Below are 26,846 nucleotides of genomic sequence, written 5' to 3'. Positions count from 1 at the left end.
GCGACCACGCGAACTTCGCAATTTGCAAAGCTTATGGCTCAGTCGTTAGGTTAAGTAATATTTCGCCAGCAGTATCAAAAGCTGACAAGAACCTAACTTAATTGCCTGACATCGCTCCTCCCTCAATTAAGGGCTTAATTTCTAAGGCAAACTTAGCGATGTGTTCCAGCCTAGTATGGGCTGATAGTTATTTATTCCTTTAGCTTGTCTTGCGATTCATCTCCTTCTTGTCTTCACCATTTCTCCATGCTGCCCCAACACTCGTATGATCAACATATCAGGAAAACATAACAGCCAGATTTTTACCGCAAAACATGGGCAGTATTTGGGAAATCGATTTTTACTCCCGTCCGATTTTGGACGATAATCAGAAAAAAATTTGGGAAGTCTTAGTCTGCGAAAGCCCCTTGGATATCGGCACAAAACCAGATTCTTTGTTTCGCTATGCTCAATATTGTCCCAGTACCCAGGTAAATTCGGGTTGGTTGCGGACAGCATTGCAGGAAGCTATTAACCAAGCTGGAAAAGCACCAATTAAAATCCGCTTTTTCCGCCGCCAAATGAACAACATGATTACTAAAGCTTGCCAAGACTTGGGCATTCCCGCCCAGCCTAGCCGCCGTACTTTGGTTCTCAACCAATGGTTAGAACAGCGGATGGAAGAAGTGTATCCTCAAGAGGCAGGGTATCAAGGGGGGACTAATCCCTCAGTCCGCTTGGAGAAACCTTTGCCGCAACGTTTACCAGATGCTTTGGAAGGACAGCAGTGGGTATTTGTTACCTTAGATGCTGCGGATTTTGCAGAAATGCCAGAGTGGGAAATTGGTTTTGGTGAAGCTTTCCCTTTAGAGTTGGCAAAAGTTTCACCTGAAGCTCGGATTCCTGGTATTTTGATTTTCTCACCGAGAGCGTTGCCCTTGGCAGGCTGGATGTCTGGTTTGGAGTTGGCTTTCTTAAGATTAGACACCAGTGAAGAGGCGAGATTGCTTTTAGAAACTGGTGTAACTGAAAGTTGGATTGTAGCAAATATCAAAAAACCTCAAATCTTAGCAGAAGCTAAAGGTTTTGAAGAAGCCAAGCAAAAAGCTAACGGAGTGCATTTTATCGGCGTGCAGTCTGATCCCAAAGCACAATCTTTTGCTGGTTTTTGGCTGTTGCAAGAGGTTAATCTCTGAAAATGGGCATGGGACATTGGGTATGGGGGAAGAATGAATAATAACTAATGACAAATGACCAATGACCAATGACTAATGACTAGAAACGTTGAGACATGACAATGATTTGGGATAATTAACTGCGTCCATCAGTGTTGATCTGTGGTTTCAAATCGTAACTATAAGGAAACGCTGATGATTTTTGGATGGTTATCTGCGTTCATCAGCGGAAAGTTTAATCGTCAAAAGCCGACGATCGCACTTTCAAGAGAGGGCGTTGATATGCAATTCAAAATCCACAATTCACTAAGGGTCATGGGTTCTGAAAATTTGTCACAAGATACACTCGCCGAACAGTTGCTGGAACTAGCTATAAAATCTGGAGCAGAAGCTGCTGAGGTGTATCAGTCGCGATCGCTTTCTCGTCCAGTGTTTTTTGAGGCAAACCGACTCAAACAGCTAGAAACCAATCAATCTGAAGGTACAGCCCTACGGCTTTGGCGAAACGGGCGTCCAGGACTCACAGTGGCTTACGGTTCTGTCCTAGCCGAAGTAATGGTGGAAAAAGCTCTAGCACTCAGTCAACTGAATCAACCAGAAACAGTAGAATTAGGCTCTAACTTTCAGCCTGCCTACCCAGATTTAGGGGAAAGTGTGCCGATAGAGATTTTGGTAGATTGGGGCAAAGAAGCGATCGCACTCATCCGCGATGCCTATCCCGATGTTGTTTGCAACGGTGACTGGGAATGTGATGTTGAAACCACCAGAATAGTCAACACTAAAGGTTTAGATTGTCACTACACCGATACTACCCTCAACTGCTATATATCAGCAGAATGGGTGCGCGGTGATGATTTTTTAAGTGTTTCCGATGGTCAAACCAAGCGGGGCGAACTCCACCCTGAGATATTGGCTAACCAAATTTTACAACGGTTAATTTGGGCCAGAGAAAATATTTCACCTCCTACTGGTCGCATCCCGGTTTTGTTCACTTCTAAAGCAGCTGATATGCTTTGGGGCACTGTGCAAGAAGCTTTGAATGGCAAGCGGGTCTTAGAAGTAGCTTCCCCTTGGGCAGAACGCCTGGGTACCCCAGTAATCGCACCCAGTCTCACCCTCTACCAAGACCCGGAAGCCGGCCCTTACAGTTGTCCTTTTGATGATGAAGGTACTCCTACTAAATCTTTAGTATTTATCCAAAACGGGACTTTACAGAATTTTTATGGCGATCGCACCACCGGTCGCCAACTGGGTACTAACACCACTGGAAATGGTTTTCGCCCTGGTTTAGGTAGCTATCCCACCCCTGGTTTATTTAATTTTCTGATTGAGCCAGGTTCGGCATCTTTACCAGATTTAATTAAAGAACTGGATGATGGCATAATTGTGGATCAAATGCTAGGTGGTGGCGGCAGCATTTCTGGAGATTTTTCAATCAACGTTGATTTAGGCTACCGCGTCCAAAATGGTCACGTAATTGGGCGCGTTAAGGATACGATGGTTGCAGGTAATGTCTACACAGCCCTGAAGCAATTGGTTACACTGGGTAATGATGCTGATTGGAATGGTTCTTGTTATACTCCATCTCTGATAGTAGAAGGGCTATCCACTACGGGGAGAAGCAATTAAATAATTGGTAATTCGTAATTCGTAATTCGTAATTGGTATAAGATTCCACTGAGCAGCTTTTTGGTACAGACTTGTAATTCAAAGTCCAAAATCTAAAATCCAAAATTGCTATGAATCAGCGCTTTCGCACCTGGTGGCAGCCTAGAAAAGGTTTAGCGATCGCCGAAGCTTGTGTTATCGGTCTGGTTGCTGCCCTATCTGCGGTGTTCCTGAAAGTAGGATCGGGATGGCTGGGGACATGGCGTGTCCATACTACCCATCTGTTGCCAGCATGGCTGGTACTACCGACAATTGGTCTTGTCCTGGGGTTTGTGGCTGGATGGTTGGTGGATAGATTGGCACCAGAGGCTTATGGTAGCGGTATTCCGCAAGTCAAAGCAACTCTTGCCAATGTGCCGATAAAATTATCCTGGCGCGTGGCAGGTATAAAGTTACTCAGTGCAATCATCTCCATAGGTTCGGGCATGACTCTGGGACGACAAGGCCCCACCGTTCACGTAGGGGCAGGTTTGGCAGCAGGGATGAGTCGCTGGGTTCCCACTTCCCCAGATCATCGACGGCAAATGATTGCAGCTGGTGCGGGTGCAGGTTTAGCAGCTGCTTTCAATGCCCCGATCGCAGGTGTATTGTTTATCGTTGAAGAATTACTCCAAGATTTATCAGGATTGACTTTGGGAACTGCCATTATCGCCTCCTTTATTGGAGGGGTGATATCCCGACTTTTAGGCGGTGGCAGTTTAGACCTTAACCTGCAATTGGTACAATCTTCCAGCCAATTCTCCATCCCAGAAATTCCCTTTTTCGTGCTTTTGGGGATTTTGGCAGGGTTGTTAGGTGCATTGTTTAATCGCGGCTTAATATTTAGTATTAAATTTTATAGAAAATTACATATCAGCTTACCGTTACGGGTAGCTTTGGCTGGATTTATCTCTGGTGTTGTCGTGGCAATGCTCCCGGCATCCTTTCGTGATAATACGGGATTACGGGAGTCCTTAATTACTGGAGGGGCCCATCCTACCGTAGCAGCGATCGCCTTTGCGGCCCAGTTTATTCTCACACTCATCGCATTTGGTTCAGGAGCGCCGGGGGGATTATTTGCTCCCAGCTTAATTTTAGGTTCTTGTTTAGGACATATCATTGGTGTCTCTGAGCTATACATCACCGGAACAGGTTCTCCTACTACTTACGCGCTAGCGGGTATGGGGGGATTTTTTAGCGCCGTTTCTAAAGTGCCAATCACAGCAATTGTGATTGTGTTTGAGATGACTACAGATTTCAATCTGGTGCTACCTTTAATGATTGTTTCTGTAGCAGCCTACCTGGTTGCGGATAAGGTAGTGCCTGGTTCGCTTTATGAGAAACTTTTGGAATTAAAAGGCATCACTCTCACCAAAGAAGCTCCTATGGAAGGAGCATTAACCAAGTTAACCGCAAAAGATGTGATGCAAGAACGGGTAGAAACTCTGGATGCAGAGATGAGCTTGGAAGAAGCAATGCAATCCTTTGCTCGTTCCCATCATCGCGGTTTCCCTGTGGTAGAAGATAGCAAGTTAGTAGGGATTGTGACGCAATCAGATTTGCTGAAAATCCGCGAGAGTGCAAAGCACACGTTTCACGAACGCAATTTAGCCGATATTTTCTTAAAAGAAATTATGACCCCTGTCCCGATGACAGTAACACCAATCCATACCCTGAGCAATGTGCTGTATTTACTCGATCGCTATCAAATCAGTCGCTTACCTGTGTTGGATGGACGGAAACTGATCGGGATTATTACTCGTGCAGATATTATTCGGGCGGAAGCAGATCATCTAAATTGTGATAACCGGACTCTTAAACTCCGACCAGAACCTTCATACATAGTTTACCAAACGCGATCGCCCAGTACCGGCAGTGGTCGATTATTAGTCCCTGTAGCTAATCCCGAAACAGCCGCTATTTTATTACAAATGGCAGTAGCTATTGCCCGCGATCGCCATTATGAAATAGATTGCGTGCAAGTGATGTTGATACCCCGCCACAGTTCCCCATCGGAAACACAGGTAAGGACGGCAAAAAGTCGCCGCTTGCTACGACAAGCAGAAGTCTTAGCAAAAAAGTGGAAGATTCCCTTACACACGCAGATACGAGTTACTCACGATGTAGCACAGGCAATTTTGGAGACAATTAACGAACAACACATCGACCTAATTTTAATGGGATGGAAAGGTAACACATCTACCCCTGGCCGGATTTTTGGCAACGTTGTTGACACCATAATTCGCCAAGCCACCTGCGAAGTAGTTTTGGTAAAGTTGGGCACTACTCAGCACCCCACACAGTCTAAAAACCCAGCTATTGCTAACAGCACTCCACACGGGCTGAACCTCAGCTATCCACTAACAGCACTCCACACTCAGCACTCCTTCAACCGCTGGCTAGTCCCGATGGCTGGTGGTCCCAATTCCCCTCTGGCGATTAAATTGTTACCTGCTTTAATTACATTGGGAAATGATACGCAAATTCGCCTGACACAAGTGTTTAAGCCATCTGAATTCAAGCCAGATATGTCAGTTTCAGAACAAGCCATCCGCCATTTGATGCGTCGCCGCAAATTGTCCAGTACTGTAGTTGCTATCCCAGTCCAAGCTAATTCAGTTGCGGAAGGTGTGATTAACCTAGTGAAAACCGAAGGTTACGATGTTGTAGTTTTGGGAGCTTCACGCGAGGGCTTGTTGCAGCAAGCGATTCAAGGTAATATTCCAGAAGCGATCGCCTCTGGTGTGGAAAGTACAGTGATTTTGGTTAGGGGTGCGATGAACAAGTAAATTATTCCTTTTACTAATGATAAAGTACACCAATAATCAGAGCAACAATTATTGGTATTAGGATTGGAATAGCAACTATAAGTCCCCACTTACCAAACTTAATTTCCTCACCCTCAGATTTTAAAAAAGCAATCCAACCTACAACTCCCATCAAAATCCAAATAGATCCAAAGGCAAGAAATATAACAAATACTGAATCTTCCATTTTTCCCTAATTAAATGTATACAAAAAAGGTGTAAAATAAATTTTGGTTTATATCCTTTTTTACTAAGTAGCTGAAATTTAGCAGTTACTTTGCAGTTTCTATTAGCACATTTTGAATACTACTTTTCATCAACCGATTGGGATAAATTTTATCTATCTTAATACTTATATCATGTCCGCTTAAATAACCGTCATTGTCACCCTTCGCCAAGCCTCTCGTACATAAGGGAAGCAATCACAAGGTTTTTGGGATTGCTTCCCTGTGGGAACGCCAAAGGTGAACATTTCACTTTGTTACAGTTGCAATCACAAATGATAAGTAATTAGCCGGAATTGATATTAAGCATTTCATTAATTTAAAATTGGTGGTTTCGTAACACCGGGCTGTACTAGAAAAAATGATCAAGACTAAGATAAATATGCAAATACCTCTATTGAAAATTTCCTCATTAAATACAGCTTTGTTTGGGACGGATTATAGTTAATGAAATTACTAGATCGGAATTTCACTAGATCATTTCAGACAATTTTTACTGAACACCGTGTACTTTGGGCTGTTTTGCTCCTTGGTGCAGCACTGGTAGTAACGCTAGCACTGTCACTTTCTCAAGGAGCAGTACCTTTAAGTATGTCGGAATTTGGGCAAGCCATACTCCGAAAAGGCGATCCGGTTAAACAGACAATTCTCTGGGATTTGCGACTCCCACGGATTACAGCTGCTCTTATTGTCGGCGCAGCCTTGGGAATGTCAGGAGCACTGCTGCAAGGAATGTTACGCAATAGTCTTGCCGATCCATTTATTCTGGGCATTTCAGCGGGTGCAGGATTAATTGTGATTCTGATGATCGTGTGGCAAATATTCCCGATCGCAATTCCTTTAGCAGCGTGGATGGGAGCAATTTTGACTTCAGCGATCGTTATTTTGCTCGGTCGTGCGGGGTCGGGAATTTCAGTGGAGCGCTTGATTTTAGGCGGAGTGGCGGTGAGTTCTTTATTTGGTGCTGTGCAAAGCACATTGCTGCTTTTAGCTGAAGATGGTCAAATTCAAATTGCGCTCAGTTGGCTAGTGGGTAGTCTCAACGGACGGGGTTGGCAAGAAATTGCTACGGCTGGCCCTTACATCATCGTTGCATTGCTTGGGGGATGCTTATTGGCGCGATCGGTAAATGTGCTGGCTTTAGGAGATGATTTAGCTGTGGGTTTGGGGGTTTCGTTGACGCGATCGCGTCTGTTAATTGGTGGTGTCGCCACTTTATTAGCCGCAGGTGCAGTCAGTATTAGTGGTTTGATTGGATTTGTTGGTCTTGTAGTCCCTCACGGTGTCCGCCTGATCGTTGGTACAGATCATCGCTTTGTTTTGCCACTTTCCGCCCTTGCAGGTGCATGGTTACTAACTTTTGCAGATTTACTCTCTAGACTAGGAGCAGTAGAACTACCAGTAGGTTCTGTCACCGCGTTGCTGGGTTCACCGCTATTTATCTGGTTACTTTATCGTCGTTCTGCTGGGTTTAAGTGAACTACCCACACTTCTGCTGACTCCGAAGTGTGGGCATCTCGCCCGGTAGAGATTCGTTACCTAATCTCTAATATTTACCCCCCAAAACCAGGAATTAAACGCTTGAGGGCACGACCGGCGACATCGCCATAGCGCAGTTCTCCACACAGAATCTTACCCATGATTTTGGCACCAGAGGGGCGCTTAACACCAACTTTGTAGCCAATGCCAGGAAAGCGATAGAATGCTCCACCTAATTTTTGTGCCCAAGCCATCTCAGTACCCCATTCTTCATTAATGGCTTCACTATATTTTTCTAAAGCGTTGGTATCACCAGAAAGTGCCTCATTAATGGCTCCTGCTGCAATCAAACCGCTAAAAATTGACGGACGAATGCCTTCTGCTGTCATCGGATCAACTACACAAGCAGCTTCCCCAGCCAAAACCGCATTTTGAGTATGCAACTTTTGGTTGCCATCCCACAAGCAAAGGGGATAACCATACTGCTTACTAGTTTTGATATCTACATCAAACGATCGCGCGTACTCATCTAAAATCTTCTTAAAGTCCTGAGGTTCGCCACCAATAAAGGTACCGACACCAATTGAATAACCGTCCGCCTTCGGGAAATTCCAAATATAACCGTTTTTTACCAAGCCAAACTCGAAGTGGATTGTGGATTTGTCCTTCACAGTTGCGGGAACTTCTGCTTCCAAAGCTCCTGCTAAACGGCGTTTACGGTCTTTGAAGCCTAGCCATTTTGCCATTGGCCCTTTGGCACCATCAGCCGCGATTAAGTAATGACCAGTAACTGGCCCATTGGCTGTGTTAACTTGCCAATAGTCAGTTTTAAACTCAATACCTGTAACTTCGGTATTGTCTCGTAGTTCAGCCCCTTGTTTCTGTGCTTGCTGGACTAGGAAATGGTCAAAAATATCTCGTCGCACCATCCAGACTGGTTCTTTAGTGGCAATTTTCGCTTCCACGGGGTCGCCCAATTTCCAGGTAAAGCGAAGAGAGTCGGCTTTTACAGAAATCGCTGGGCTAAAATCAAAGTCAAACCATTGAGCGATCGCTGGAGATACACCACCGCCACAAGGTTTATATCTTGGTAGGGATTCTTTTTCTAACACTAATACTGAGCGACCCTGCTTGGCTAAATGATATGCAGCTGTTCCACCAGCTGGCCCAGCGCCGACGATGATGCAGTCGTACATATGGCTGAATTTTTGCTCCTGAATTAGTGATTTTCCGCTGTATATCTTTTTTTGACAAAGATGCAGTCTGATCAGACTTAAAACTAATTTTAAGATTTACTGCTGAAAATTACATAGTATTCAGTTTTATTTAGCTAAATATTTATTTTTTGGTAGATATTTTTTAGGGAAAACCTTTCTCTTAATCGATTTGGGGTTTATATGTTTAAAATTTTGATGAAATCTATATTAGTTTATAGCTAGGTGCGGCACTGTGACAGATGTCTTTAAATAGAATTCAAGCATCTGAATGATGTTATGTACTCTGACTACCTCTACTACATCTAGCTGAAAATGGAAGTAAAGTACCAGGGATCAAGTTTTTACACCGCTATAAATAGGGAGAGGGATTGATCCCATCCTCCCTACCTTAGATTAAACGGTTGTGATGTCCTTTTCTTTTTCTGCTAGCAATTCATCGATTCTGGCGGTGTACTTGTTTGTCAGTTTTTGCAATTTATCTTGCTGATCCCGCGCTTCATCTTCAGAAATTTCAGTATTCTTTTCCTGTTTGCGAATGGCATCTATAGCATCTCGGCGGATATTGCGAATAGCAACACGGCCCTCTTCAGCATACTTCGATGCCATTTTGACGAGTTCTTTACGGCGATCGCTTGTCAAAGGCGGAATATTCAGCCGAATCACGGTACCGTCATTGCTGGGGGTTAAACCCACATCTGAGAGGGAAATCGCTTTTTCGACTATATTTAAACTGCTGCGATCGTAGGGTTGAATTAAGATCGTCGTGGCATCAGGTGTGCTGATGTTTGCCAATGATTTCAAGGAAGTGGGCGAACCGTAATAGTCCACCGATACTTTATCTAATAGACTCGCATTGGCGCGACCAGTGCGAATCGTGTTAAAAGCTCGTTGAGTTGACTCAACGGTTTTTTGCATCGTACTCTCAGCTTCAGCTAATTTCACAAGAACCTCCCACAAGGGTGCCGATAGATTCTCCCAAGACTGCTCGGTGGATATTACCTCGCACCGTTAGGTCAAATACCAGAATTGGGATATTATTTTCTTTACATAAGGCGATCGCAGTACTATCCATCACCCGCAAATCTTTGGCTAAAACGTGCGCGTAGGTGAGGCTATTGTAACGCTTGGCATCAGGATAAATATGAGGATCAGCATCATATACCCCGTCTACTTTAGTGGCTTTAAAAATCACTTCTGCATCAATTTCTGCGGCTCTTAATGCCGCAGTCGTATCTGTAGTAAAGAAGGGATTTCCAGAACCAGCACCAAAAATTACCACCCGTCCTTTTTCAAGATGACGGATGGCACGACGGCGGATATAAGGTTCCGCTAATTCTTGCATAGCGATCGCAGTTTGCACCCGCGTCTGTACTCCTATGCGTTCCAGCGAATCTTGCAGCGTCATGGCATTCATTACCGTGGCAATCATCCCAATATAGTCAGCGGTTGCCCTGTCCATCCCTGCCGACGCTGCTTTGACGCCACGAAAAATATTGCCGCCGCCAACAACTATGGCGATTTGAGTGCCAGTGGCTATCACCTCTGCTAATTCTTGTGCTATGCCTTTGACCACTTCGGGATCAATGCCATAGCCCATGTTGCCCATTAAGGCTTCACCGCTCAGTTTGAGTAAAACCCGTCGGTAATTCGTTCCCATGAAGTTCCGCTTTATCAAAAAAGTTGCAATTGCCTCCAATTTAAGATAGCAGTTACAGGGACTATCTATGTCTAGTTACGCCAAATCAGTGTAGTACCTATTGGTTCTGTTTGTGGTATATCTATTTCTTGACCAAGAAACAGAGAAGCGATCGCAGTTCTTAAATAATCCTCTCCCGGCGTTGATGGGTCTTGGGGATGATCGTCAATTTTACCTTTGTAGCGTACTATACCATTAGTATCTATTAAAAATGCCATTGGTGTTTTAGTAGCACCAAAACTGCGGGTCACATCTTGCGTTGAGTCCCACAGGTAGGGGAAGTTCAAGTTGTGACACTCGGCAAAAGCTTTCATATTTTCAAAGCTTGACCTAGTGTTGTAATTACCATCACTACCATTCATACCAATTAATGTGAAGCCTTTGGGGGCAAATTCGGCTTGAATGTTTTTTAACCTGTCTATATACCACTCTACATAAGGGCAGTGGTTACACATGGAAATAACGCCAACTGCTCGGAACTTCTCAAGATAACGCCTGAGATGGTGTACTTGCTCATCAATTCCTGGCAGTTCAAAATCGGGTGCATAGCTCCCAACGGGAGTATCGATTGTTTCTAGTAGATTCATGATTTCTGGCTCGCAGAACTAGGAACAAGAAAAATATTGTTAAATTCAGCGTCAGTTTCCAGTTGCAAACCACCCCTTAGCCGATGCCTCATATTCGACAATCTTATAGACCAAATTGGCTGTCGTAAATTGTGAAACTACTGAATCTAGCACTGATGCTAATTCGCTCACATCTAAAAAATAGCTAAAATATGACTCATATTGCAGAAGCTATGACTCCTAAATACTGACATAATCAAAGTTATGAGTAAATTACCTCTATAAACAAAATGAAAACTCTCTATGCTGGATAAAACTATCAGCTTGATGCTAGTGTTATTAGCCTAGAAGCTTTCGCGGTGTACGTCTAAGTTATCACTAGAGCAAAGGATTTACTTTGAAAATCTGATAAATTTTATTCCAATTCAAAACAATTTTACTTGCGCCTTGCTGCTAAAAGGCTTTTACCCTTGTTTTCATCAAACTTCCCATGACAACCTCAAGTTCAAAAACAGCACCTACCTCTACAAAAACCTGGATTTGGCAAGATTTCCCTATTTGCTATCAAACCCAAGGAACCACTGGCCCAGCTGTTGTTCTGGTGCATGGATTTGGCGCTTCTTGGTGGCACTGGCGAAAAAATATTCCCGTATTAGCGGAAAATTGCCGTGTTTATGCGATCGATTTGATTGGTTTTGGGGCTTCCGCAAAACCTAAACCTGGTGAAAAAATTGCCTACACACTAGAAACCTGGGGACAGCAAGTAGCAGATTTTTGCCGCGAAGTTGTTGGTGAGCCAGCTTTTTTAGTCGGAAATTCTATTGGCTGTATTGTAGCCATGCAAGCAGCAGTAAGCAACCCAGATATTGCCTTAGGAGTTGCTTTGCTCAACTGTTCTTTACGACTGTTGCACGATCGCAAACGGGTAACTTTACCTTTGTCTCGTCGTTACGGAGCGCCTCTACTGCAACGCCTGTTATCTATTAAACCAATTGGTGATTTCTTTTTCAATCAACTCGCCAAACCAAAAACAGTGCGGAAAATTCTGCTACAAGCCTATGCTAATGCTGAGGTGGTGACAGATGAGTTGGTAGATATTCTCACTTCACCAGCAAGTGATCCGGGTGCTGTAGCTGTGTTCCTTGCCTTTACTTCTTATTCTACAGGGCCTCTACCAGAAGACCTTTTGCCACTGTTAGCCTGTCCCGCAATTATCTTATGGGGAACAGCAGACCCGTGGGAACCAATTAAGTTAGGTAGAGAATTAGCCAACTTCCCGCAGGTAGAAAAGTTTATCCCTTTAGAGGGAGTAGGGCATTGTCCCCAGGATGAAGCACCGGAGTTAGTTAATCCGATTTTACTCGATTGGATTTGGGAGCGAAAGGCGGTAATAGACTCGGCAAAATTAGAGGCATAATTTGCATCCAGTTAACCAAAAATTTTCAGAATCCATATTAGAAATTGATTCTTCCCTTGCAATAAATTAAAGGGAAAATAGAAAGATAGATGCTACCTTTAGCATCTATCTTTCTTGGGTCTAGTCCCGTTGATGTCATGCATTAAGAGAATATGGGAGATGGCTCAAACTCTCTCATAACTTGATTTATCTTGAGCGAGTTATGTGAGTCTTCTAGTTTCCCTACTAAGTGCAAAGTTTAAAGGCAGGAATCACTCAGTGCTTAGGCTTTGCTAACTGAGTATCAACAGTAGCGGCGTCCGTAGTAGGGGCGTCCGTAGGGGCGTCCGTAGTAGGGGCGTTTGTAGCCACCGTAGCCGCCGTAGCCGCCGTAGCCGTATATTCCTCCAGAGAGAAGCTGCTGTTCTTCTGTCGATAGCTCCACAAGCAAATCAGGTGTAATATTTTGATCTGACATAATTGTTTGCCTCACTTTTGTACAGTGCAAAAGAATGACTAGTGCCTTGAGATATACAGCAAAAGCTGTACTCATTGATTAGTCGAAACTATGTTGATCTGAAGTAAGGGGCGAGCATAAAGGTAGATGCTAAAGATAACAGCTACCTTTATTGTCTCTAGGCTGTTGATTTCATACCTGAAGAGAAGATAAGAGACAAATCAGACTCTTTCTCAAAATTTAATTTATCCTAAGTGAGTTATTGTCAATCTTCTCTTTTCTCTACTTGAGTCTGAGGATTGTGATTTTGTAGACTTTGGCTTTTCTTCTTCTGCCTCCATTTTCCTCTTCCTCTTCATCTACCTCTTCCTCTCCATCTTCGTCTTCATCGTCCGAGCTGGTTTGTCCCCCAGAGAGAAGCTGTTGATCCTCTGTGGATAAATCTACAAGTAACTCGGATTGGATAGATTGAATGGTTTGAACTGACATAATTCATTACCTCACTTACTTACACAAGTTGAATAGCAAAAAGGTGCTCGTCCAATAGTCAAAACTCTTTGCATTTGAAGTAAGAGGGAGCATCCAACTAGGTGCTAAGGGTAGCAGTTACATTTTTCTCTATAAGCCATTGATTTAATGCTTTAAGAGAATATAGTTTACTGCCCAAACTCTTTCTCAAAATTTAATTTATTTTGAGCGAGTTATATTAGCTTCTCTTACCCCCACTAATTGCAAAGTTTAGGAAGATCTTGGGATGCTACGGAGGCTCACAACACCTCTAATCAAGTATCGGCGGGGACGATGTCGGACAGGAGAACCGGACAAAGAAAGTTCATCGCCACCTGATTCATCGCCACCGAATTCATCGCCACCGAATTCATCACCACCGAATTCATCGTCACCTAATTCATCTTGTCCCCCAGCTAGAAGCTGTTGTTGTTCTGTGGATAGCTCCACCAACAAATCAGACATCATCATTTGAGTTGACATAAATTCTTTGCCTCACTTACTGATATAGGTGCTCATCACCTATATTTTTATTATTAACTATTTGCCCAAAAGATAAATTACTCTAAAGTTATAAAAAATCAAGGTTGATTTACTTCTTTTGATTCATGAAACTCTAAAAAAATAATAGCAAAAATGATAATTATCCTGCCATCTTGTTTACTAATTTAAGCGTAGAATTTCAAAGATTTGTTTATTTATTGCAAAATAGTATTTAATGGCTTTTTACACATGAATGGTCATGAATTCAAAGCCATTAAGTACTACAACAAACTTTAAATTATCAAAACAAAATTTACAATAGAGCTATTTATTTATAAATGAAGGAAAATTTGGCAACCAAATTTTTATAGAAGACCCTAATGTAAATTGTGAAAATATATATCTCGTATTTTGTGAAGATACATCACCATTTGCAAGTTTTAATGTATTGTTCGCTGTAGTTTGGATGTTAGTTTGTTGGATAAAAAAATTATTTTCAGCTGGCATACCTTCGTTTGGTATATTTGGAATTTGCCCAGCAGCTAGGGTTTCCTGTTCTTTTTCAGACAAATCCCTGAACCATTGATGATTTTGGGATTTGGTATTTTCAGACATACTTTTATTTGCTCATACAGAGCCTAATTTTTACAGTGTTAAAAACTTTAAATGCTCTCCTTGTTGAGAGAGAAAAGTCTCAGGAGTACCTTGTATTTGCACCTGACCTTTATCTAGTAGTACAATCCAATCGGCTCGATTAACTACACTGGGACGATGGGTGATTAGAATCGTAGTTTTACCTTCTCGGTATTCTAAAAGCCGATCTAGTACGTGAGATTCGCTGACTGGATCAAGTCCAGCGGTTGCTTCATCTAAAATGAGTACAGGTGGATTAGTTAGAATGCCTCTAGCGATCGCTAATCGTTGTCTTTGTCCACCAGAGATATTTGCCCCAAATTCCCCTAAAACAGTTTGATACTGATTTGGAAGTTGACTGATAAACTCGTCTGCATCAGCTATCTGGCAAGCTTTGACAATTTCCTCAAAGGAAATATAAGGCGTTCCTAAGCGGAAGTTGTCCAAAATTGAGCGACTCCAGAAATGAGGTTCTTGGGGTACATAAACTACTTGTTGTCGCAAACAATCCAAGGAAAGGTCTTGGATGTTATAGAAGCCAATGCGAATATTGCCAGAGTTAGGCTGATATAAGCCTGCAATTACTTTCGCCAAAGTACTTTTACCACAGCCGGACTTACCAATTAAAGCAGTTACTTTCCCTCCAGGTAGCTTGAGAGAAAAATCTTCTAATAAGTCAACTCTGCCAGCGTGGTGAAATTGGACATGAGAACAGCGAATGTCTGCATCACCAGAAATTTGGGCAACTGGCTTTTGACTACCTCCAACTACTTCTGGTGTAGCATCGATAACTTCCAGGAGGCGAGACACTGCTGTTTGGGAGCGAAAATATTCATCTACAAAATTAATTAAAGAGTCAATTAAAGCCAGAACATTGACCTGGAGGACGTTAAAAGCCAGCATTTGACCAATGCTCAACTCTCCTTGAATGACCAAGAAGCTTCCTAGCCCAAGTAAAACAACACCGCCGAGAGTGGCTAAAAGTTTAGAAATAGTACCGTTGATAATTCCGATTTGGATGGTGCTGAAAGTTAAATTGGCAAGGCGACCAAAACGGCTTTGGAATTCATCCCAAAATTGTGGTGCAGCATTTGTAGTTTTGATTACCTGCGCTCCTTTAAAGGTTTCTACCAAAACGCCTTGATTTTCTGACCCCAAAACCAACAGACTGCGGGTCTTTTGTCGGAGGATGGGTAAAAAAGGTAGGGTAGATAAGGCCATTAAGGCCGCAAACAGGATGACTGCTAATGTCAGTTTCCAGCTATAAAACAGCATCAAGCAGAAAGAGATGACTGCAATAAAAAACTGGCTAGGTAAAAGAACCACAATCTGCGATACCAATTGGTTGATTTCATTGATATCTCTGAGTCGGCTAGTGATTTCGCCACTGCGCCGAGCTTCGTAGTAATTTAAGGGTAAGTGGAGAATTTTTCGTGCAAACTCCAAAACTAATCCTAATTGCAGTCGTTGACCAAAATGAGCGATCATAATGGCTTGCAAGACTTGCAGACTACTGCTAAATAAGCTCATCACCACAACGGCTGAGATCACCACAGTGAGTAACTGGGTATCCCCACGCACAAGCACATCATCTGTGAGCAGTTGGATCAGAACAGGAGTACCTAAAGCGAGTAGACCCAGGGCAATATTGATCATCAAAACCTGAGTCAACAACCCACGATAAGGTAATATCCGCTGAAAAAAGCGTACTAAGCCAGCTTTTGGTTCTTCTTGGGGCTGCTGATAAAAGCGGTCTGGATCTGGTTCGAGTAATAGCATTACCCCATTCCAAGCTGTTGCCAACTCTTCTCGGTTGACATAACGGATACCCACACCTGGATCAGCGACAACGTAATTCTTACCTCGTTTGCCGTATAAAACAACCCAGTGATAACCCCGCCAATGAATAATTGCTGGTAGTTGTATTTCATTAATTCTGTCTACGATCGCAGGTGCAGCTTTAACTGCTCTGGCATTTAAACCTATAGCCTCAGACCCACGTTTTAAACCCAGCAAAGTTGTTCCTAGCTGTCCAGTCCCGACTGCATCTCGACTGCGATTGATACTTAAGAAACGTCCATAATGCTTGGAAATCGAAGCAAGACAAGCTGCCCCACAGTCTTCCTCACTCAACTGTAAAACACACTGGTAATTTTTACGGTGTTTAAATAGATCAAACATGGCCACTAGACCTATTAAATTGGTAGACGATGATTAATAAAATCTGCTTATTAGATTAAGAATTTGCGATTAATCTGGCTTTTCTGAGAATGAATTGAAGCACCGTTTCTTGCCGAGAAATAATATCAGCCCTGCCCTCCATACCAGATTTCAGATGACACTGGCGATCGCCTCTACCCACATATGGGGTTTGTGGCTCAATAGTTACCTCGTAGCCAACTGGATCTGCACTGTTTTTTCCAATTGGTAGGGCGTCTGGTGCAACTGTTTTGACTGTTCCCTGGAGAGTGCCATAGTCTGGATAGGGACAAGCAGAAACTTGCATTTGGACTTTTTGTCCCAATTTCACCTTGTCAATATCTTGAGCCGGCACACGAGCCTTAATTAGTAAAGGAGCATCGAGGGGAGCAATCTGAGCGATCGCTTCACTTGGCTGCACTACCTGTCCTGGGTTGCGAAGATTCAATTGCAACAGTGTTCCGGCGATTGGCGATCGAATCACACTCAAATTCAAGTCAGTTTTTGCCTGTTGTAGTTCTTTGGTGTTGCGATCGAGTTCTTTTTGGAGTTCAAGGCGTTGCTGGAGTAGAGTTTCTCGGTCTTTTTTCAAAGCGGCTAAGGCCGCCTCACCTCTAGCCTGTTCCTGCTGAATCCGTTCAGATGCCACGGTTACGGTAGCATTACTAGGATTAATCGCAGTTTTAGCCTTTGCTAGGTTGGTTTGAGCAATCTTAAGGGCTTGTTCCTTTTCCTCCAGGAGATTTTTGGCGTTAGCTTTAACTTGTTCTAGTTTCGCCTCAGCAGATTTAACCGCTTGTTCTTTGTCCTCCAGAAGATTTTTCGCGTCAGCGCTAGCTTGTTCTAGCTTTGCCTCAGCAGATTTAACCGCTTGTTCTTTTTCGTCAAATAGATTGCGAGGAACGGCTCCCGACGCTACTATCGGCTGCAATCGGTCACGTTGCACCTTGGCTAAGGTCAAAGCGGCTTCTGCTTCTTGCACAGTTGCTATTAAGACTTTTTCACGTTGCAATCGGTCACGTTGCACCTTGGCTAAAGTCAAAGCTGCTTTGGCTTCTTGTATAGTTGCTCTTAAGACTTTTTCGCGTTGCGATCGCTCTTGTTGCACCTTGGCTAACCTCAAGGATGCTTCTGCTTGCGTCATATCAGCTGTAGCTTTAATTTGCTGATCTTGATAGTTGCGTTGTGTCCCATCTAATTCAGCTTGTGCAGCTATAATCGTGCGGTTAGTTAAGTTTGTCTGCGCTGCAATCTGAGTATCTATTTGACCCAGTTGAGCATCAATTTGACTTAGTTGTAATTTACTTTGCTGAATACTACTTTCTAATTGACTCTTTTGAGTCTGAAGACGAGAATTATCAACGTGAGCGATCGCTTGTCCCTGGCTCACAACTTGATTTTCATGAACATCAATGTTTTGAACAGTTCCAGTCATGGCAGACTGAACAACCCGCAGTTCTCCTACAGGTCGAATATTTGCAGGAACTTTGACCGTGATGTTGTAATGAAGAACAGATGTCAGAGTAATCCCTGCTACAAAGATAGTCAGTAAAACACCGCTGCCAATGTGAGTCCATTTACCGATATGAGGAAGAAACTCGTTAGCTTCAACTAGATGAAGTTGCTCTGGATTGGGTTCATTAAACCTATTCCAAAAATAGTTTTCTTGGGGGCGTAAGGAGTTCACGACATTACACCTTTTGTTTTAATAGATACCTGAAAATCTGCCAACCCAAAATTGCTGGGTTTTCAGATGGGAAAAGGTTATCAAACACCTTTACCCGGCCACATTCCCTTGACGAACCACTAGGATAAAAAGCCAAACGGTAACAGATGCTGCCAATAGTAGCCAACATCATGTTTTATAATTGTTTATAATCAATCAAGGGGGAAGAAGAAGGTATGCGCGACGCGCTGGAATCGCCTTTTTCATATCTTTAACGTGGGTAACGCGTTGAGAAAACAGAGGAGAAAGCTCAAACTCCCTCAAAGTCCTCACTTACGTTGAGCGAGTCATTACAATCTCCTCTCCCCCTTTTTATCTCCAAGAAAAGATTCCATAAATTAACTTACTTGCGAATTGAGTTGTACCTGAAGCACTCAACAAAAGTGTTAGGTATACAAAGGTGAAGATTACCGAAAAACTTTGGAATCGTTCATCATTACAAGCATTAACTTCTATAATCTTCAGTTAAAGAAACAAGAAGGAAGACAGAAAATTGATTCCTTATTGACTCTTAAGTGTTTGAAAAGCCCTACACACCAGTTTATGTCTAGAGTATTTCTAGATATGTTAAGCCTTATTCTTTGAGATCACCTGTGGGCATAGTTAACAGATGATAGCGTAGGCTTAAGCTGGGTTGGTGGTAATGCTAAATAAGGTAACTTAACGCAAACCTAAAGAATCTTGGGCAGCGTTATTGATGTAATTATTTTGGCCAGTGGAGTTGGCGGTGTTGCCTAGTGGGCTAGAAATGCTTGTCCCTTGTACATTGAAAAGTCTTTGAGCAAAATTGCTGTTAGTCAGTTCAAAGTCGGCACCACCAGCTAGAAGCTCCTGTTTTGCATCAGATAACTCTAGAAAAAACTCAGATATTATGATTTGACTTGGCATGATGTTAGCCTCATTACTTAAGCAAATCTAATGAAAAATTGGGTTCTAGATACTGTCTTCAAAATAAGACAGAAGCAAGAAAAATTTTTCATCTTTGTTGTAAGTGCATCTCATGGTGTCTAACTTCCAATTGTCCTTATCCCCGACGTATTCAGTCAGATATTTGTTTTCTGCATAAGTCTGGACATTTCTAAAATCCGTAGTTGCTTCCACCCACCAATGATTAGAAATCTAGAGTGCATAAATTGCTAAATGTCACCATGTGCTACCAGGGAAAACTGAAAAGTCTGATTCTGTAGTGGTCAGTTATTCGGTTCAAATTTGTAGATTTTGAGTAGGGAAAGGAAGAACAAAACTTATGCAAGAGTTTATTCAATTCTTTATTTTTAACTATTTGATAATTCCCAATTGCTATTCCTTGCCTAAATATGCGAAGCGCTCTAGACTGATAGGTAATTTTTGGTATTACCTGTGGGAATGTTTAAACGATAGGCGAAGCAGACAAAGCCGTAATGTTCGTAAGAACTTTCCTCCTAGCGCCACCGCCACAGCGGAGTTTACGGCACTGTCTTGAGAAACTGAAAAGGGTAACACCTGCAACATCAGCTATTCATTTCAAAGTTGCAGATTTTGGGTATGGGAAGAGAGTAGGAAGAAAACATAAATCTGATAAAAAATCGATTCATTGTTCACTGTTTGAGAACCCCCACTCACCATTCCCTACCTAAATATTCGAATTGCTCTGGCGTGTGACTGCTGATTTTCCGGGTGACCCCTGAAATACAGTACAGTTACTATCCTTCGCCATTACCTCCGTTACCACCTTGAAGTCTTCCTCCAGAACCATTGAGAGATGGCGCTTGGCCCAACGCTCTAACATTCGTAGGAATAACTCCACCCAAGCCCAAGAAATCTTGCGCCGCAGTATTTACAGTATTATTAGTTGCAGTGGAATTGGCATTGCTACCTTGGGGACCGGAATTGGTTGTTCCCCGTAAATTTGCCTGTCTATTAGCGAAATTGCTGTTACTCAACTCAAAGTCGGCACCACCAGCTAGCAGCTGTTGTTGTTCATCAGATAACTCGACAAACAATTTAGATGCAATTATTTGATGTGACATGATTGTTAGCCTCACTTACGAAATTAGGTGTGTGACCACCTAAGACCCAACTATAGGCATTGTTTGTCAGGATTTCATAAACCTGAAGACATAAAACAAAATTGTATTTTTGTTTCTCAAGGTAGATATAAAATCTTATATTTGTTTTAGATATATCAATACGCTAGAGCAGCTATAGTCAATATTCAGTTGTTTTGCAGTTATTTACAGTATTTAAACATATATTCCCGGATTTTGAATTTCTAGAACCACAATATTTAGATTATGGTTATGCGTTTCCTGCGGGAATAATTATGGCAATTATAGTTGAGATGTAATAGGCAGTGGGAGCCTATAGATGTCATTGCTGATAAATCTAAGTAAGCGGGTGTAAATAATCATTTGAAAAATTAGGAATGACACGCCAAAAGATTAGTAACCAATAACTAAGTGGCTTAAGAAGAAAGCAAGGGCTGCACTGCCCAAGGGAACTGTTAAATTATCAATACCCAAAAAGGAAAAAGCTTCTAAAGTAGTAGCGATAAATGCCACCACGAGTGATATCACCCAAGTTTGCCAACTATTGCCTTGAGTTCCAATTAAAATCAGACTACTGACGAGATAGCTAACGAGCATCATAGTTAGGGAGCCTTCCCAACTTTTTTGTGTATCAAAGACTTTATACTTATGTGTACCAAAGCGTTGCCCGATTAAGGCTGCTAGTCCATCTCCCCAAGTCATAATCAAAATTCCTAGTGCTGCGTACTGGGGTTGCTGTAAGTACCAGAACCAAGCAATTAAAATACCGAAACTGACAGAGTAAAAAAATGTCCCTAAACTTTGCCGTCCGACGCTATTAATGCCAGGAAGAATAGAAAATCGATAGGATAATAAGGTGATTCCACTCGCTAAAATAGAAGCTGTAATCCCTACACTGGCGGGAATATCGAGCCACCAAGCGATTAAAATTACATTACCAGTGCCAATATGAACTATCTTCCGCACGATTTCTGGCTTGTCGGCAAAGCGGTTTACCACCCATGCAATCAGAAGGATGAGTAACACCCAAATTGCAGCTATCGCAATTTGCAGCCATAAAACCGGAATTGAGGTGAAGTCAGAAAATGTAATTAACAAAGATGCAACAAAATGAAAATTTTTACCTCTGTTACTAATTTATAAGATTTGGGTAACTGCAATGAAACTATTATTGATTTGGCTGATTCGGGGTTACCGAATGTTTATTTCGCCGTTGTTTCTCCCAACTTGTCGCTTTCAACCAACTTGCTCGATGTATGCCATTCAAGCCATTGAACGATTTGGAGTGTTACGTGGTAGCTGGATGGCAACTCTGCGGATTTTGCGCTGTCATCCGTTTCATCCAGGTGGTTTCGATCCAGTGCCAGAGGTGGTAGAAAAGGTGAAGGAGGAGTAGTTTTGTGCAAATGGTGGGGAATTGAGGGGTGAAATTTAAACGCAAAGGGGCGCAAAGGGAAGCGCAGAGGGACGCAGAGAATCAGAATAGAGGTAAATTATTAAAGGATGTGTTCGTGGGTATAGGTATTTGGGGAGATGTCAACAGCTGAGGTTGTCATCTAGCGTGGGAAGGTTGAATAATTTAATTTAGGCTTACGATGATTAATCCTACTGCGATTTCTATACCCGAACCACAAATTCCTACTCCTGGTCCAAGTCCGCTACCTAGTCCCGAACCTGAGCCTAATCGGCTACCTAGTCCCGAACCTGTACCGGGGCCAGCGATTCCTCAACCATTACCGGGGCCTGTACCAGAACCAGTACCTGCTCCCATTCCTCAGACGGTTCCAGGGCCAATTCCCCAAACCATACCGGAACCTGTTTAGATTACCTTGGTAATGTAATCCAAAATCTCAAATCTAAAATCCAAAATGCTAAGAGCCGGAATTGTCGGACTTCCCAACGTCGGAAAATCTACTTTATTTAATGCTGTAGTTGCTAATGCCAAAGCAGAAGCAGCTAACTTCCCTTTTTGCACGATTGAACCGAATGTCGGCGTTGTCGCAGTACCGGATGAGCGGTTAAATGTTCTTGCTAAGATTGCCAGTTCGGCACAAACTATCCCGGCGCGGGTTGAATTTGTAGATATTGCCGGTTTAGTTAAAGGTGCAAGTCAGGGTGAGGGACTAGGGAATCAATTCTTGTCTCACATCCGGGAAGTTGATGCGATCGTCCATGTGGTACGTTGTTTTGAAAATGACGATATTATCCACGTTGCTGGTTCTGTTGACCCAGCGCGAGATATTGAAATCATTAATATAGAACTGGGTTTATCAGATTTATCACAAATTGAGCGGCGAATTGACCGCACTCGCAAACAAGCTCGTACCAGCAAAGATGCACAGTTTGAAATCACAGTCTTAGAAAAATTAGCTGCGGCTTTAAATGAAGGTAAATCGGTGCGTCAGGTGAGCTTGAATGAAGAAGAAACAGAAATTATTAAAGGATTAGAACTGCTCACTTATAAACCGATTATCTACGCCGCGAATGTATCTGAGGATGAGTTGGCAACTGGTAATCATTTTGTGGAGACAGTGCGGCAAATTGCAGCGACAGAAAATGCCCAAGTTGTGATAGTTTCGGCTCAAGTTGAAGCGGAATTAGTGGAATTACCAGAGGAAGATAAAGCTGATTTTCTTGCGTCTTTAGGTGTGGAAGAAGGCGGTTTGAAATCATTGATTCGTGCAACTTACATGCTTTTAGGCTTGCGGACATATTTCACTTGCGGCCCCAAAGAAACCCGCGCTTGGACAATTAATGCCGGAATGTCTGCACCTCAAGCTGCTGGTGTAATTCACAGTGACTTTGAACGAGGATTTATCCGCGCCGAAACTGTCGCTTATAAAGACTTGGTAACAACTGGTTCGATGAATGCTGCGAAGGAAAAAGGGTTGGTTCGCAGTGAGGGTAAAGAGTATGTTGTGCAGGAAGGGGATGTAATGTTGTTCCGATTTAATGTGTAGGGGTAATTAATGAGTGGCCGTTATCGATAAGATAATGGTCAACCCACACCAAGCTGCGTAGGCTTTGCCCAACCTAGGCATCGCACTAAATAAGTTGACAAAAACTTCAATATATGAATATTCTTCAAGGAAACTGTTAGGCGATCGCAAATAAACCAGCAATTCTCAAAATCATGATGCCTGTTTACACAAGTTATCAAAGGACATACTTTAGCTATTTCCACCCAAAATGTATACATAGGAACCCAAATTCTCATCATCTGTACCAACAATCAAACCGCCTTCTGCACCTGGAACAAGTTCCATACCTTCAATTTTGTGGTAATCAGAGCGGTAAAGAGGAACAAGTTGAGGATTTTGCCGCCATGCAATTTTGTTACCACGGAATCCCAGGTGTCCAGCGACATACACAGCTGACTGAAATGGGCCATCATCTCCAGCATCATTTGCTGAAGTGATGTAAACAATTCCTACGGGGTCTACCTTAATATCTGAAATATGACGAACATTTCCAGATGGAAACGGTACTTTGAAATTGGCAGAACCTGCGAGAGTAATTTGATATTTAGCTAAGTCAAACATTCCCCAAAAAATAGTTGCTGGTTGTTCTCCTTCACCTCGATGTCCCCAAATAGCAACTAATTTACCCTCTATATTTTGTAATCCAAATGCTTCAAAATTATTACCTTGAATAATTCCTGGTAGATTAAATTCCTTGATCATAGAGATCGTTTTATTGGCAGGCTCTAACCTAATGTAATAAGCTTTTCCAGAACTGCTTAAAGCTATAAAAGATGATTTTGTTTTTTCTGGAACAGATGTTAAAGCTTCTAAATCGATGGGTAATTCTATGTTATTTGGCCAGTTTAATGGTAAATATTCAGGTTGTTTTTTACCCTTAATGCTGATGATTGCTAAACGACTGTGGTTTTTTTGTTTGTTGTCATGGACAATCAAAAAATCTAAAGAATTGCTTTGTTGCTCTATCAAAGCCATACCACTGATCCCGAAAGGGATACCACCACGAACCGGACGCCAATCTTGCGCCCAAACTTGCACAGATATGAGTAACAATGTACCCAAGATTACTATATTGATGATTAACCTAAGAAACCGAAGCATGGTAATTCGTAGTTCGTAATTCGTAATTCGTAATTACAGCAGTTTTCATTTATTTGAAGCACTTCTGTCGTAGGGGCAAGTGCTTACTACGAACTTGCTTACCAGTTGACACCAATGAGCATAGCTGTGCTCTTAACAGGGCGAGTCTATTTACCTGAAAATAGCTATATACAGTCAGCTGTTGCCTAAACCGATGCTCCATCATAGCAACCCCTTAAGCCAGCGGCTATAACGGGCAACCCCTTGTTGCACTTATTGAATTTCTCAGGATAATATTTTCTGTAAAGAAAGCAATAATTCGTTGACAGTATAAGGCTTTGACAAAAATGTATTGACACCAATAGCAGCTACCGCACTGAGCTTATTCTCAGACATCAGTCCACTACTGGCAATAATTTTGACTTGGGGGTTGATTTTTCGCAGGGTACGGATGGCAGTTAAACCATCCAGCGAGGGCAGCATAATATCCATCAGTACGGCACTAATTTTGTCCCTATTTTTAGCGTATAGCGCGATCGCTTCAATGCCATCACTGGCAATGAGAGTTTTATAGTTGTGAGTTTCTAGTGATGTTTTGGTAATTTCTTGAATGGCAGCTTCATCATCCACAACCAAAATCAATTCTCCATGTCCTGTTTGTGGTGGTAATTCTTCTGGAGTGAGTGTTTCCATTCCTTCCACTGCTGGTAAGTAAACCTTAAAGCTAGTGCCACTTCCCACTTCGCTATACACGTTTACAAAACCTCCGTGGCTTTTAATGATCCCCAGCACGGTGGAAAGCCCTAAACCTGTGCCTTTGCCCACATCTTTTGTGGTAAAGAATGGCTCGAAAATTTTATCTAAGATTTCTCTAGGAATCCCAACTCCAGTATCGGAGACAGTAATCACTATGTAAGGCCCCTCTTTGGCTTCCAGGTTCATACGGGCATAATTTTCGTCAATCAACAAATTCTCGGCAGAGAGACTTAAACTACCGCCATTGGGCATAGCATCACGGGCGTTAACGCAGAGGTTCATCAGCACTTGATGTAGTTGGGTGCTATCTCCAGAAACCATCCACAAATCCTGCGGTACATCAGTGCTGATTTGTATGGATTTGGGAAATGTCTCTTTGAGAATCTTGGCAACTTCCACAATCAGATGTCTGAGTTGCAAAGTGATGCGCTTCCCTTCTACACCCCGCGCAAAGGACAGCACCTGTTTAACTAAATCAGCACCGCGTCTGGCGTTGATTTCCAAAATCTCCAGTAGATGACGGGTGCGTTCATCTGCATCGGGAAATTTGAGCGGTAAAAGTTGCGCTCCTGCCAAAATCGGTGTCAGGATATTGTTGAGGTCGTGAGCAATGCCACTAGCAAGAGTGCCAATACTTTCCAGGCGTTGGGCGCGAAACAATTGGGCTTCTAAGTGTTTTTTCTCGGTAATATCTGTGTCAACGGTGAGAATTGATTTGGGTTTCCCTTGTTCATCGCACACCAGACTCCAGCGACTAGCAACAAGGATTTCCTTGTCCGTTTTAGTAAGTTTTGTTAACTCTCCCTGCCACTTACCTTTACTTATAGCTTGCAACAGAGCCGCTTCAATTTCTGGTGAAGGTTCGTCATACAAAAGCTCACTAGCATTTTTGCCCCAAGCTTCTGTAGCTTTCCAGCCGTAAAGTGTTTCTGCGCCTTTGTTCCAGAAGATAATTTTATTGTTTAAATCTCGCACGCAAATGGCATCTGTGGTGACATCAAGTAATGCTGCTTGTTCGCGGATTTTTTCTTCTGCCAATTTGCGTTCGCGTAGTGCGGCTTGTCGTTCGCTAATATCAATACTGGCGCATGTCACGCCGACAATTTCTTGCGACTCATTCCGCAATGGCTCAACTGTCAAATCGTAATATCGAGTTGTATCTTTGATTGTAATTGATACTTCCTCTCGCGTTCCTATGCCAGTGGTTAGCACCCCACGTTTAATTGTAATCAGACGTTGAGCATCTTCAACTGGGATAATATCCAAGTCTTTTTTGCCCAATATTTCCTCAACTGTCACTCCAGATGGGGGATTGTAAACCCAGGTGTACCGTAACTCACAATCTTGGTTGTAGACAAAGATGGGAGAGTTTTTCAGGGCTACCCGAAATCGCTCCTCACTCTGTCGCAGTGCGTTGTCTGCCCGTTGACGTTCGATGGCATAACGCATTGAGCGCACTAGCAAGTCGCCAGTTACTTGCCCTTTCACCAAATAATCTTGCGCTCCTTCCTGCATTGCTCTAATTGCTAGGGTTTCATCGTTTATACCCGTGAGCACAATTATCGGAGTGGCTTTTGCTTGATGGTGAGCGATGACAAAGGTTTCTAATCCCTGGCTATCTGGCAGCGAGAGGTCTAACAAAATTACATCAAAAAGTTCCTTTTCTAAGTAGTTGAGTGCTTCGGAAAGCCTTTCAACGGGCGATAAATCAACTACAACTGTGCTAACTTCTTTTAAAAGCTCCTGTAATAAAAAGACATCACCAGGGTTATCTTCAACTAGCAAGATTTTAATATTTTTACCTGCCATTT

General features: G+C 42.7%; 24 protein-coding genes. 8 read left to right on the top strand and 16 right to left on the bottom strand.

Annotated elements, in window-relative coordinates; all coding sequences use genetic code 11:
* Positions 1 to 314: 314 nt before the first annotated feature.
* The 3 genes from ACEYW6_RS15565 to ACEYW6_RS15555 all read left to right on the top strand — a co-directional run bounded on the left by ACEYW6_RS15565 (position 315) and on the right by ACEYW6_RS15555 (position 5,590).
* Positions 315 to 1,175, top strand: a complete 861-nt coding sequence (locus tag ACEYW6_RS15565) for a Tab2/Atab2 family RNA-binding protein (protein WP_412980415.1) — start codon at positions 315 to 317, stop codon at positions 1,173 to 1,175.
* 294 nt (positions 1,176 to 1,469) lie between these two features.
* Positions 1,470 to 2,783, top strand: coding sequence for a TldD/PmbA family protein (locus ACEYW6_RS15560; RefSeq protein WP_412980418.1), 1,314 nt, complete (start codon positions 1,470 to 1,472; stop codon positions 2,781 to 2,783).
* Between the two features lie 110 nt (positions 2,784 to 2,893).
* A complete protein-coding gene (locus tag ACEYW6_RS15555) occupies positions 2,894 to 5,590 on the top strand; it encodes a chloride channel protein (protein ID WP_412980414.1) in 2,697 nt (898 codons plus the stop codon).
* 13 nt (positions 5,591 to 5,603) lie between these two features.
* On the opposite strand, the gene ACEYW6_RS15550 is transcribed toward ACEYW6_RS15555, so the two are convergent.
* Positions 5,604 to 5,795, bottom strand: a complete 192-nt coding sequence (locus ACEYW6_RS15550; RefSeq protein ID WP_412980413.1) for a hypothetical protein — start codon at positions 5,793 to 5,795, stop codon at positions 5,604 to 5,606.
* Positions 5,796 to 6,279: 484 nt separating this feature from the next.
* Here ACEYW6_RS15550 and ACEYW6_RS15545 point away from each other — a divergent pair, with 484 nt between their 5' ends.
* Positions 6,280 to 7,311 (top strand): FecCD family ABC transporter permease, encoded by a 1,032-nt coding sequence (locus tag ACEYW6_RS15545; protein WP_412980412.1) that lies wholly within the window; start codon positions 6,280 to 6,282, stop codon positions 7,309 to 7,311.
* A 74-nt stretch (positions 7,312 to 7,385) separates the two neighbouring features.
* Here ACEYW6_RS15545 and ACEYW6_RS15540 read toward each other — a convergent pair whose 3' ends face one another.
* The 4 genes from ACEYW6_RS15540 to ACEYW6_RS15525 all read right to left on the bottom strand — a co-directional run bounded on the left by ACEYW6_RS15540 (position 7,386) and on the right by ACEYW6_RS15525 (position 10,811).
* Positions 7,386 to 8,507 carry a geranylgeranyl reductase family protein gene (locus ACEYW6_RS15540; protein ID WP_196508730.1) on the bottom strand — a complete coding sequence of 374 codons (1,122 nt, stop codon included), beginning with the start codon at positions 8,505 to 8,507 and terminating at the stop codon, positions 7,386 to 7,388.
* A 414-nt stretch (positions 8,508 to 8,921) separates the two neighbouring features.
* Positions 8,922 to 9,470, bottom strand: coding sequence for a ribosome recycling factor (frr, locus tag ACEYW6_RS15535; protein WP_190894096.1), 549 nt, complete (start codon positions 9,468 to 9,470; stop codon positions 8,922 to 8,924).
* The gene (gene pyrH / locus ACEYW6_RS15530) at positions 9,457 to 10,185 is read right to left on the bottom strand and encodes a UMP kinase (RefSeq protein ID WP_069074277.1); all 729 of its coding nucleotides are present in this window, start codon (positions 10,183 to 10,185) and stop codon (positions 9,457 to 9,459) included. Before pyrH ends, frr begins: the two co-directional genes overlap by 14 nt.
* 71 nt (positions 10,186 to 10,256) lie before the next feature.
* Entirely contained in the window at positions 10,257 to 10,811 is a 555-nt protein-coding gene (locus ACEYW6_RS15525; RefSeq protein WP_412980411.1) for a thioredoxin family protein, read from the bottom strand.
* A 469-nt stretch (positions 10,812 to 11,280) separates the two neighbouring features.
* Between ACEYW6_RS15525 and ACEYW6_RS15520 the strand changes: the two genes are divergently transcribed.
* Entirely contained in the window at positions 11,281 to 12,207 is a 927-nt protein-coding gene (locus tag ACEYW6_RS15520; protein ID WP_412980410.1) for an alpha/beta fold hydrolase, read from the top strand.
* Between the two features lie 283 nt (positions 12,208 to 12,490).
* On the opposite strand, the gene ACEYW6_RS15515 is transcribed toward ACEYW6_RS15520, so the two are convergent.
* The 9 genes from ACEYW6_RS15515 to ACEYW6_RS15475 form a co-directional block, all read right to left on the bottom strand.
* A complete protein-coding gene (locus ACEYW6_RS15515; RefSeq protein WP_412980409.1) occupies positions 12,491 to 12,664 on the bottom strand; it encodes a hypothetical protein in 174 nt (57 codons plus the stop codon).
* A 261-nt stretch (positions 12,665 to 12,925) separates the two neighbouring features.
* Positions 12,926 to 13,132 (bottom strand): hypothetical protein, encoded by a 207-nt coding sequence (locus ACEYW6_RS15510; protein ID WP_412980408.1) that lies wholly within the window; start codon positions 13,130 to 13,132, stop codon positions 12,926 to 12,928.
* A 249-nt stretch (positions 13,133 to 13,381) separates the two neighbouring features.
* A complete protein-coding gene (locus tag ACEYW6_RS15505) occupies positions 13,382 to 13,633 on the bottom strand; it encodes a hypothetical protein (RefSeq protein ID WP_412980407.1) in 252 nt (83 codons plus the stop codon).
* Positions 13,634 to 13,957: 324 nt separating this feature from the next.
* On the bottom strand, positions 13,958 to 14,248 hold the full coding sequence (locus ACEYW6_RS15500) for a hypothetical protein (protein WP_412980406.1): 291 nt from the start codon (positions 14,246 to 14,248) through the stop codon (positions 13,958 to 13,960).
* Positions 14,249 to 14,278: 30 nt separating this feature from the next.
* A complete protein-coding gene (locus ACEYW6_RS15495) occupies positions 14,279 to 16,447 on the bottom strand; it encodes a peptidase domain-containing ABC transporter (protein ID WP_412980405.1) in 2,169 nt (722 codons plus the stop codon).
* A gap of 55 nt (positions 16,448 to 16,502) precedes the next feature.
* The gene (locus tag ACEYW6_RS15490) at positions 16,503 to 18,152 is read right to left on the bottom strand and encodes an HlyD family efflux transporter periplasmic adaptor subunit (RefSeq protein ID WP_412980404.1); all 1,650 of its coding nucleotides are present in this window, start codon (positions 18,150 to 18,152) and stop codon (positions 16,503 to 16,505) included.
* Between the two features lie 699 nt (positions 18,153 to 18,851).
* Positions 18,852 to 19,079: a CTB family bacteriocin gene (locus ACEYW6_RS15485; RefSeq protein WP_412980403.1), complete on the bottom strand. Its 228-nt coding sequence runs from the start codon at positions 19,077 to 19,079 to the stop codon at positions 18,852 to 18,854.
* A 794-nt stretch (positions 19,080 to 19,873) separates the two neighbouring features.
* Positions 19,874 to 20,200 carry a CTB family bacteriocin gene (locus ACEYW6_RS15480; protein WP_196508713.1) on the bottom strand — a complete coding sequence of 109 codons (327 nt, stop codon included), beginning with the start codon at positions 20,198 to 20,200 and terminating at the stop codon, positions 19,874 to 19,876.
* A gap of 411 nt (positions 20,201 to 20,611) precedes the next feature.
* Complete coding sequence (locus ACEYW6_RS15475) at positions 20,612 to 21,316, bottom strand: diacylglycerol/polyprenol kinase family protein (RefSeq protein WP_412980402.1); 705 nt, start codon at positions 21,314 to 21,316, stop codon at positions 20,612 to 20,614.
* A gap of 61 nt (positions 21,317 to 21,377) precedes the next feature.
* Here ACEYW6_RS15475 and yidD point away from each other — a divergent pair, with 61 nt between their 5' ends.
* The 3 genes from yidD (at position 21,378) to ychF (ending at position 23,178) form a co-directional block, all read left to right on the top strand.
* Entirely contained in the window at positions 21,378 to 21,614 is a 237-nt protein-coding gene (gene yidD, locus ACEYW6_RS15470; RefSeq protein WP_190891959.1) for a membrane protein insertion efficiency factor YidD, read from the top strand.
* Between the two features lie 199 nt (positions 21,615 to 21,813).
* The gene (locus ACEYW6_RS15465; RefSeq protein WP_412980401.1) at positions 21,814 to 22,041 is read left to right on the top strand and encodes a hypothetical protein; all 228 of its coding nucleotides are present in this window, start codon (positions 21,814 to 21,816) and stop codon (positions 22,039 to 22,041) included.
* A 45-nt stretch (positions 22,042 to 22,086) separates the two neighbouring features.
* Complete coding sequence (gene ychF / locus ACEYW6_RS15460; protein WP_190891954.1) at positions 22,087 to 23,178, top strand: redox-regulated ATPase YchF; 1,092 nt, start codon at positions 22,087 to 22,089, stop codon at positions 23,176 to 23,178.
* A gap of 210 nt (positions 23,179 to 23,388) precedes the next feature.
* On the opposite strand, the gene ACEYW6_RS15455 is transcribed toward ychF, so the two are convergent.
* Together ACEYW6_RS15455 and ACEYW6_RS15450 are read right to left on the bottom strand one after the other, a co-directional pair.
* On the bottom strand, positions 23,389 to 24,300 hold the full coding sequence (locus ACEYW6_RS15455) for a hypothetical protein (RefSeq protein WP_412980400.1): 912 nt from the start codon (positions 24,298 to 24,300) through the stop codon (positions 23,389 to 23,391).
* A 264-nt stretch (positions 24,301 to 24,564) separates the two neighbouring features.
* Positions 24,565 to 26,844 carry a response regulator gene (locus tag ACEYW6_RS15450; RefSeq protein WP_412980399.1) on the bottom strand — a complete coding sequence of 760 codons (2,280 nt, stop codon included), beginning with the start codon at positions 26,842 to 26,844 and terminating at the stop codon, positions 24,565 to 24,567.
* Between the last annotated feature and the right edge of the window lie 2 nt (positions 26,845 to 26,846).

Source organism: Nostoc sp. UIC 10607 (assembly GCF_047228265.1).
In the GTDB taxonomy this organism is placed as follows: Bacteria; Cyanobacteriota; Cyanobacteriia; order Cyanobacteriales; family Nostocaceae; genus Nostoc; species Nostoc foliaceum_A.
The sequence above is the reverse complement of the archived record's forward strand: the minus strand, read 5'-3'. Positions and strand labels throughout refer to the sequence as shown.

What these genes read in the sequence shown, in the direction of transcription:
- ACEYW6_RS15565 (WP_412980415.1), top strand. Translation starts at nt 315, where the DNA reads ATGGGCAGTATTTGGGAAATCGATTTTTACTCCCGTCCGATTTTGGAC.
- ACEYW6_RS15560 (WP_412980418.1), top strand. Translation starts at nt 1,470, where the DNA reads ATGGGTTCTGAAAATTTGTCACAAGATACACTCGCCGAACAGTTGCTG.
- ACEYW6_RS15555 (WP_412980414.1), top strand. Translation starts at nt 2,894, where the DNA reads ATGAATCAGCGCTTTCGCACCTGGTGGCAGCCTAGAAAAGGTTTAGCG.
- ACEYW6_RS15550 (WP_412980413.1), bottom strand. Translation starts at nt 5,795, where the DNA reads ATGGAAGATTCAGTATTTGTTATATTTCTTGCCTTTGGATCTATTTGG.
- ACEYW6_RS15545 (WP_412980412.1), top strand. Translation starts at nt 6,280, where the DNA reads ATGAAATTACTAGATCGGAATTTCACTAGATCATTTCAGACAATTTTT.
- ACEYW6_RS15540 (WP_196508730.1), bottom strand. Translation starts at nt 8,507, where the DNA reads ATGTACGACTGCATCATCGTCGGCGCTGGGCCAGCTGGTGGAACAGCT.
- pyrH (WP_069074277.1), bottom strand. Translation starts at nt 10,185, where the DNA reads ATGGGAACGAATTACCGACGGGTTTTACTCAAACTGAGCGGTGAAGCC.
- ACEYW6_RS15525 (WP_412980411.1), bottom strand. Translation starts at nt 10,811, where the DNA reads ATGAATCTACTAGAAACAATCGATACTCCCGTTGGGAGCTATGCACCC.
- ACEYW6_RS15520 (WP_412980410.1), top strand. Translation starts at nt 11,281, where the DNA reads ATGACAACCTCAAGTTCAAAAACAGCACCTACCTCTACAAAAACCTGG.
- ACEYW6_RS15515 (WP_412980409.1), bottom strand. Translation starts at nt 12,664, where the DNA reads ATGTCAGATCAAAATATTACACCTGATTTGCTTGTGGAGCTATCGACA.
- ACEYW6_RS15510 (WP_412980408.1), bottom strand. Translation starts at nt 13,132, where the DNA reads ATGTCAGTTCAAACCATTCAATCTATCCAATCCGAGTTACTTGTAGAT.
- ACEYW6_RS15505 (WP_412980407.1), bottom strand. Translation starts at nt 13,633, where the DNA reads ATGTCAACTCAAATGATGATGTCTGATTTGTTGGTGGAGCTATCCACA.
- ACEYW6_RS15500 (WP_412980406.1), bottom strand. Translation starts at nt 14,248, where the DNA reads ATGTCTGAAAATACCAAATCCCAAAATCATCAATGGTTCAGGGATTTG.
- ACEYW6_RS15495 (WP_412980405.1), bottom strand. Translation starts at nt 16,447, where the DNA reads ATGTTTGATCTATTTAAACACCGTAAAAATTACCAGTGTGTTTTACAG.
- ACEYW6_RS15485 (WP_412980403.1), bottom strand. Translation starts at nt 19,079, where the DNA reads ATGCCAAGTCAAATCATAATATCTGAGTTTTTTCTAGAGTTATCTGAT.
- ACEYW6_RS15480 (WP_196508713.1), bottom strand. Translation starts at nt 20,200, where the DNA reads ATGTCACATCAAATAATTGCATCTAAATTGTTTGTCGAGTTATCTGAT.
- yidD (WP_190891959.1), top strand. Translation starts at nt 21,378, where the DNA reads ATGAAACTATTATTGATTTGGCTGATTCGGGGTTACCGAATGTTTATT.
- ACEYW6_RS15465 (WP_412980401.1), top strand. Translation starts at nt 21,814, where the DNA reads ATGATTAATCCTACTGCGATTTCTATACCCGAACCACAAATTCCTACT.
- ychF (WP_190891954.1), top strand. Translation starts at nt 22,087, where the DNA reads ATGCTAAGAGCCGGAATTGTCGGACTTCCCAACGTCGGAAAATCTACT.
- ACEYW6_RS15455 (WP_412980400.1), bottom strand. Translation starts at nt 24,300, where the DNA reads ATGCTTCGGTTTCTTAGGTTAATCATCAATATAGTAATCTTGGGTACA.
- ACEYW6_RS15450 (WP_412980399.1), bottom strand. Translation starts at nt 26,844, where the DNA reads ATGGCAGGTAAAAATATTAAAATCTTGCTAGTTGAAGATAACCCTGGT.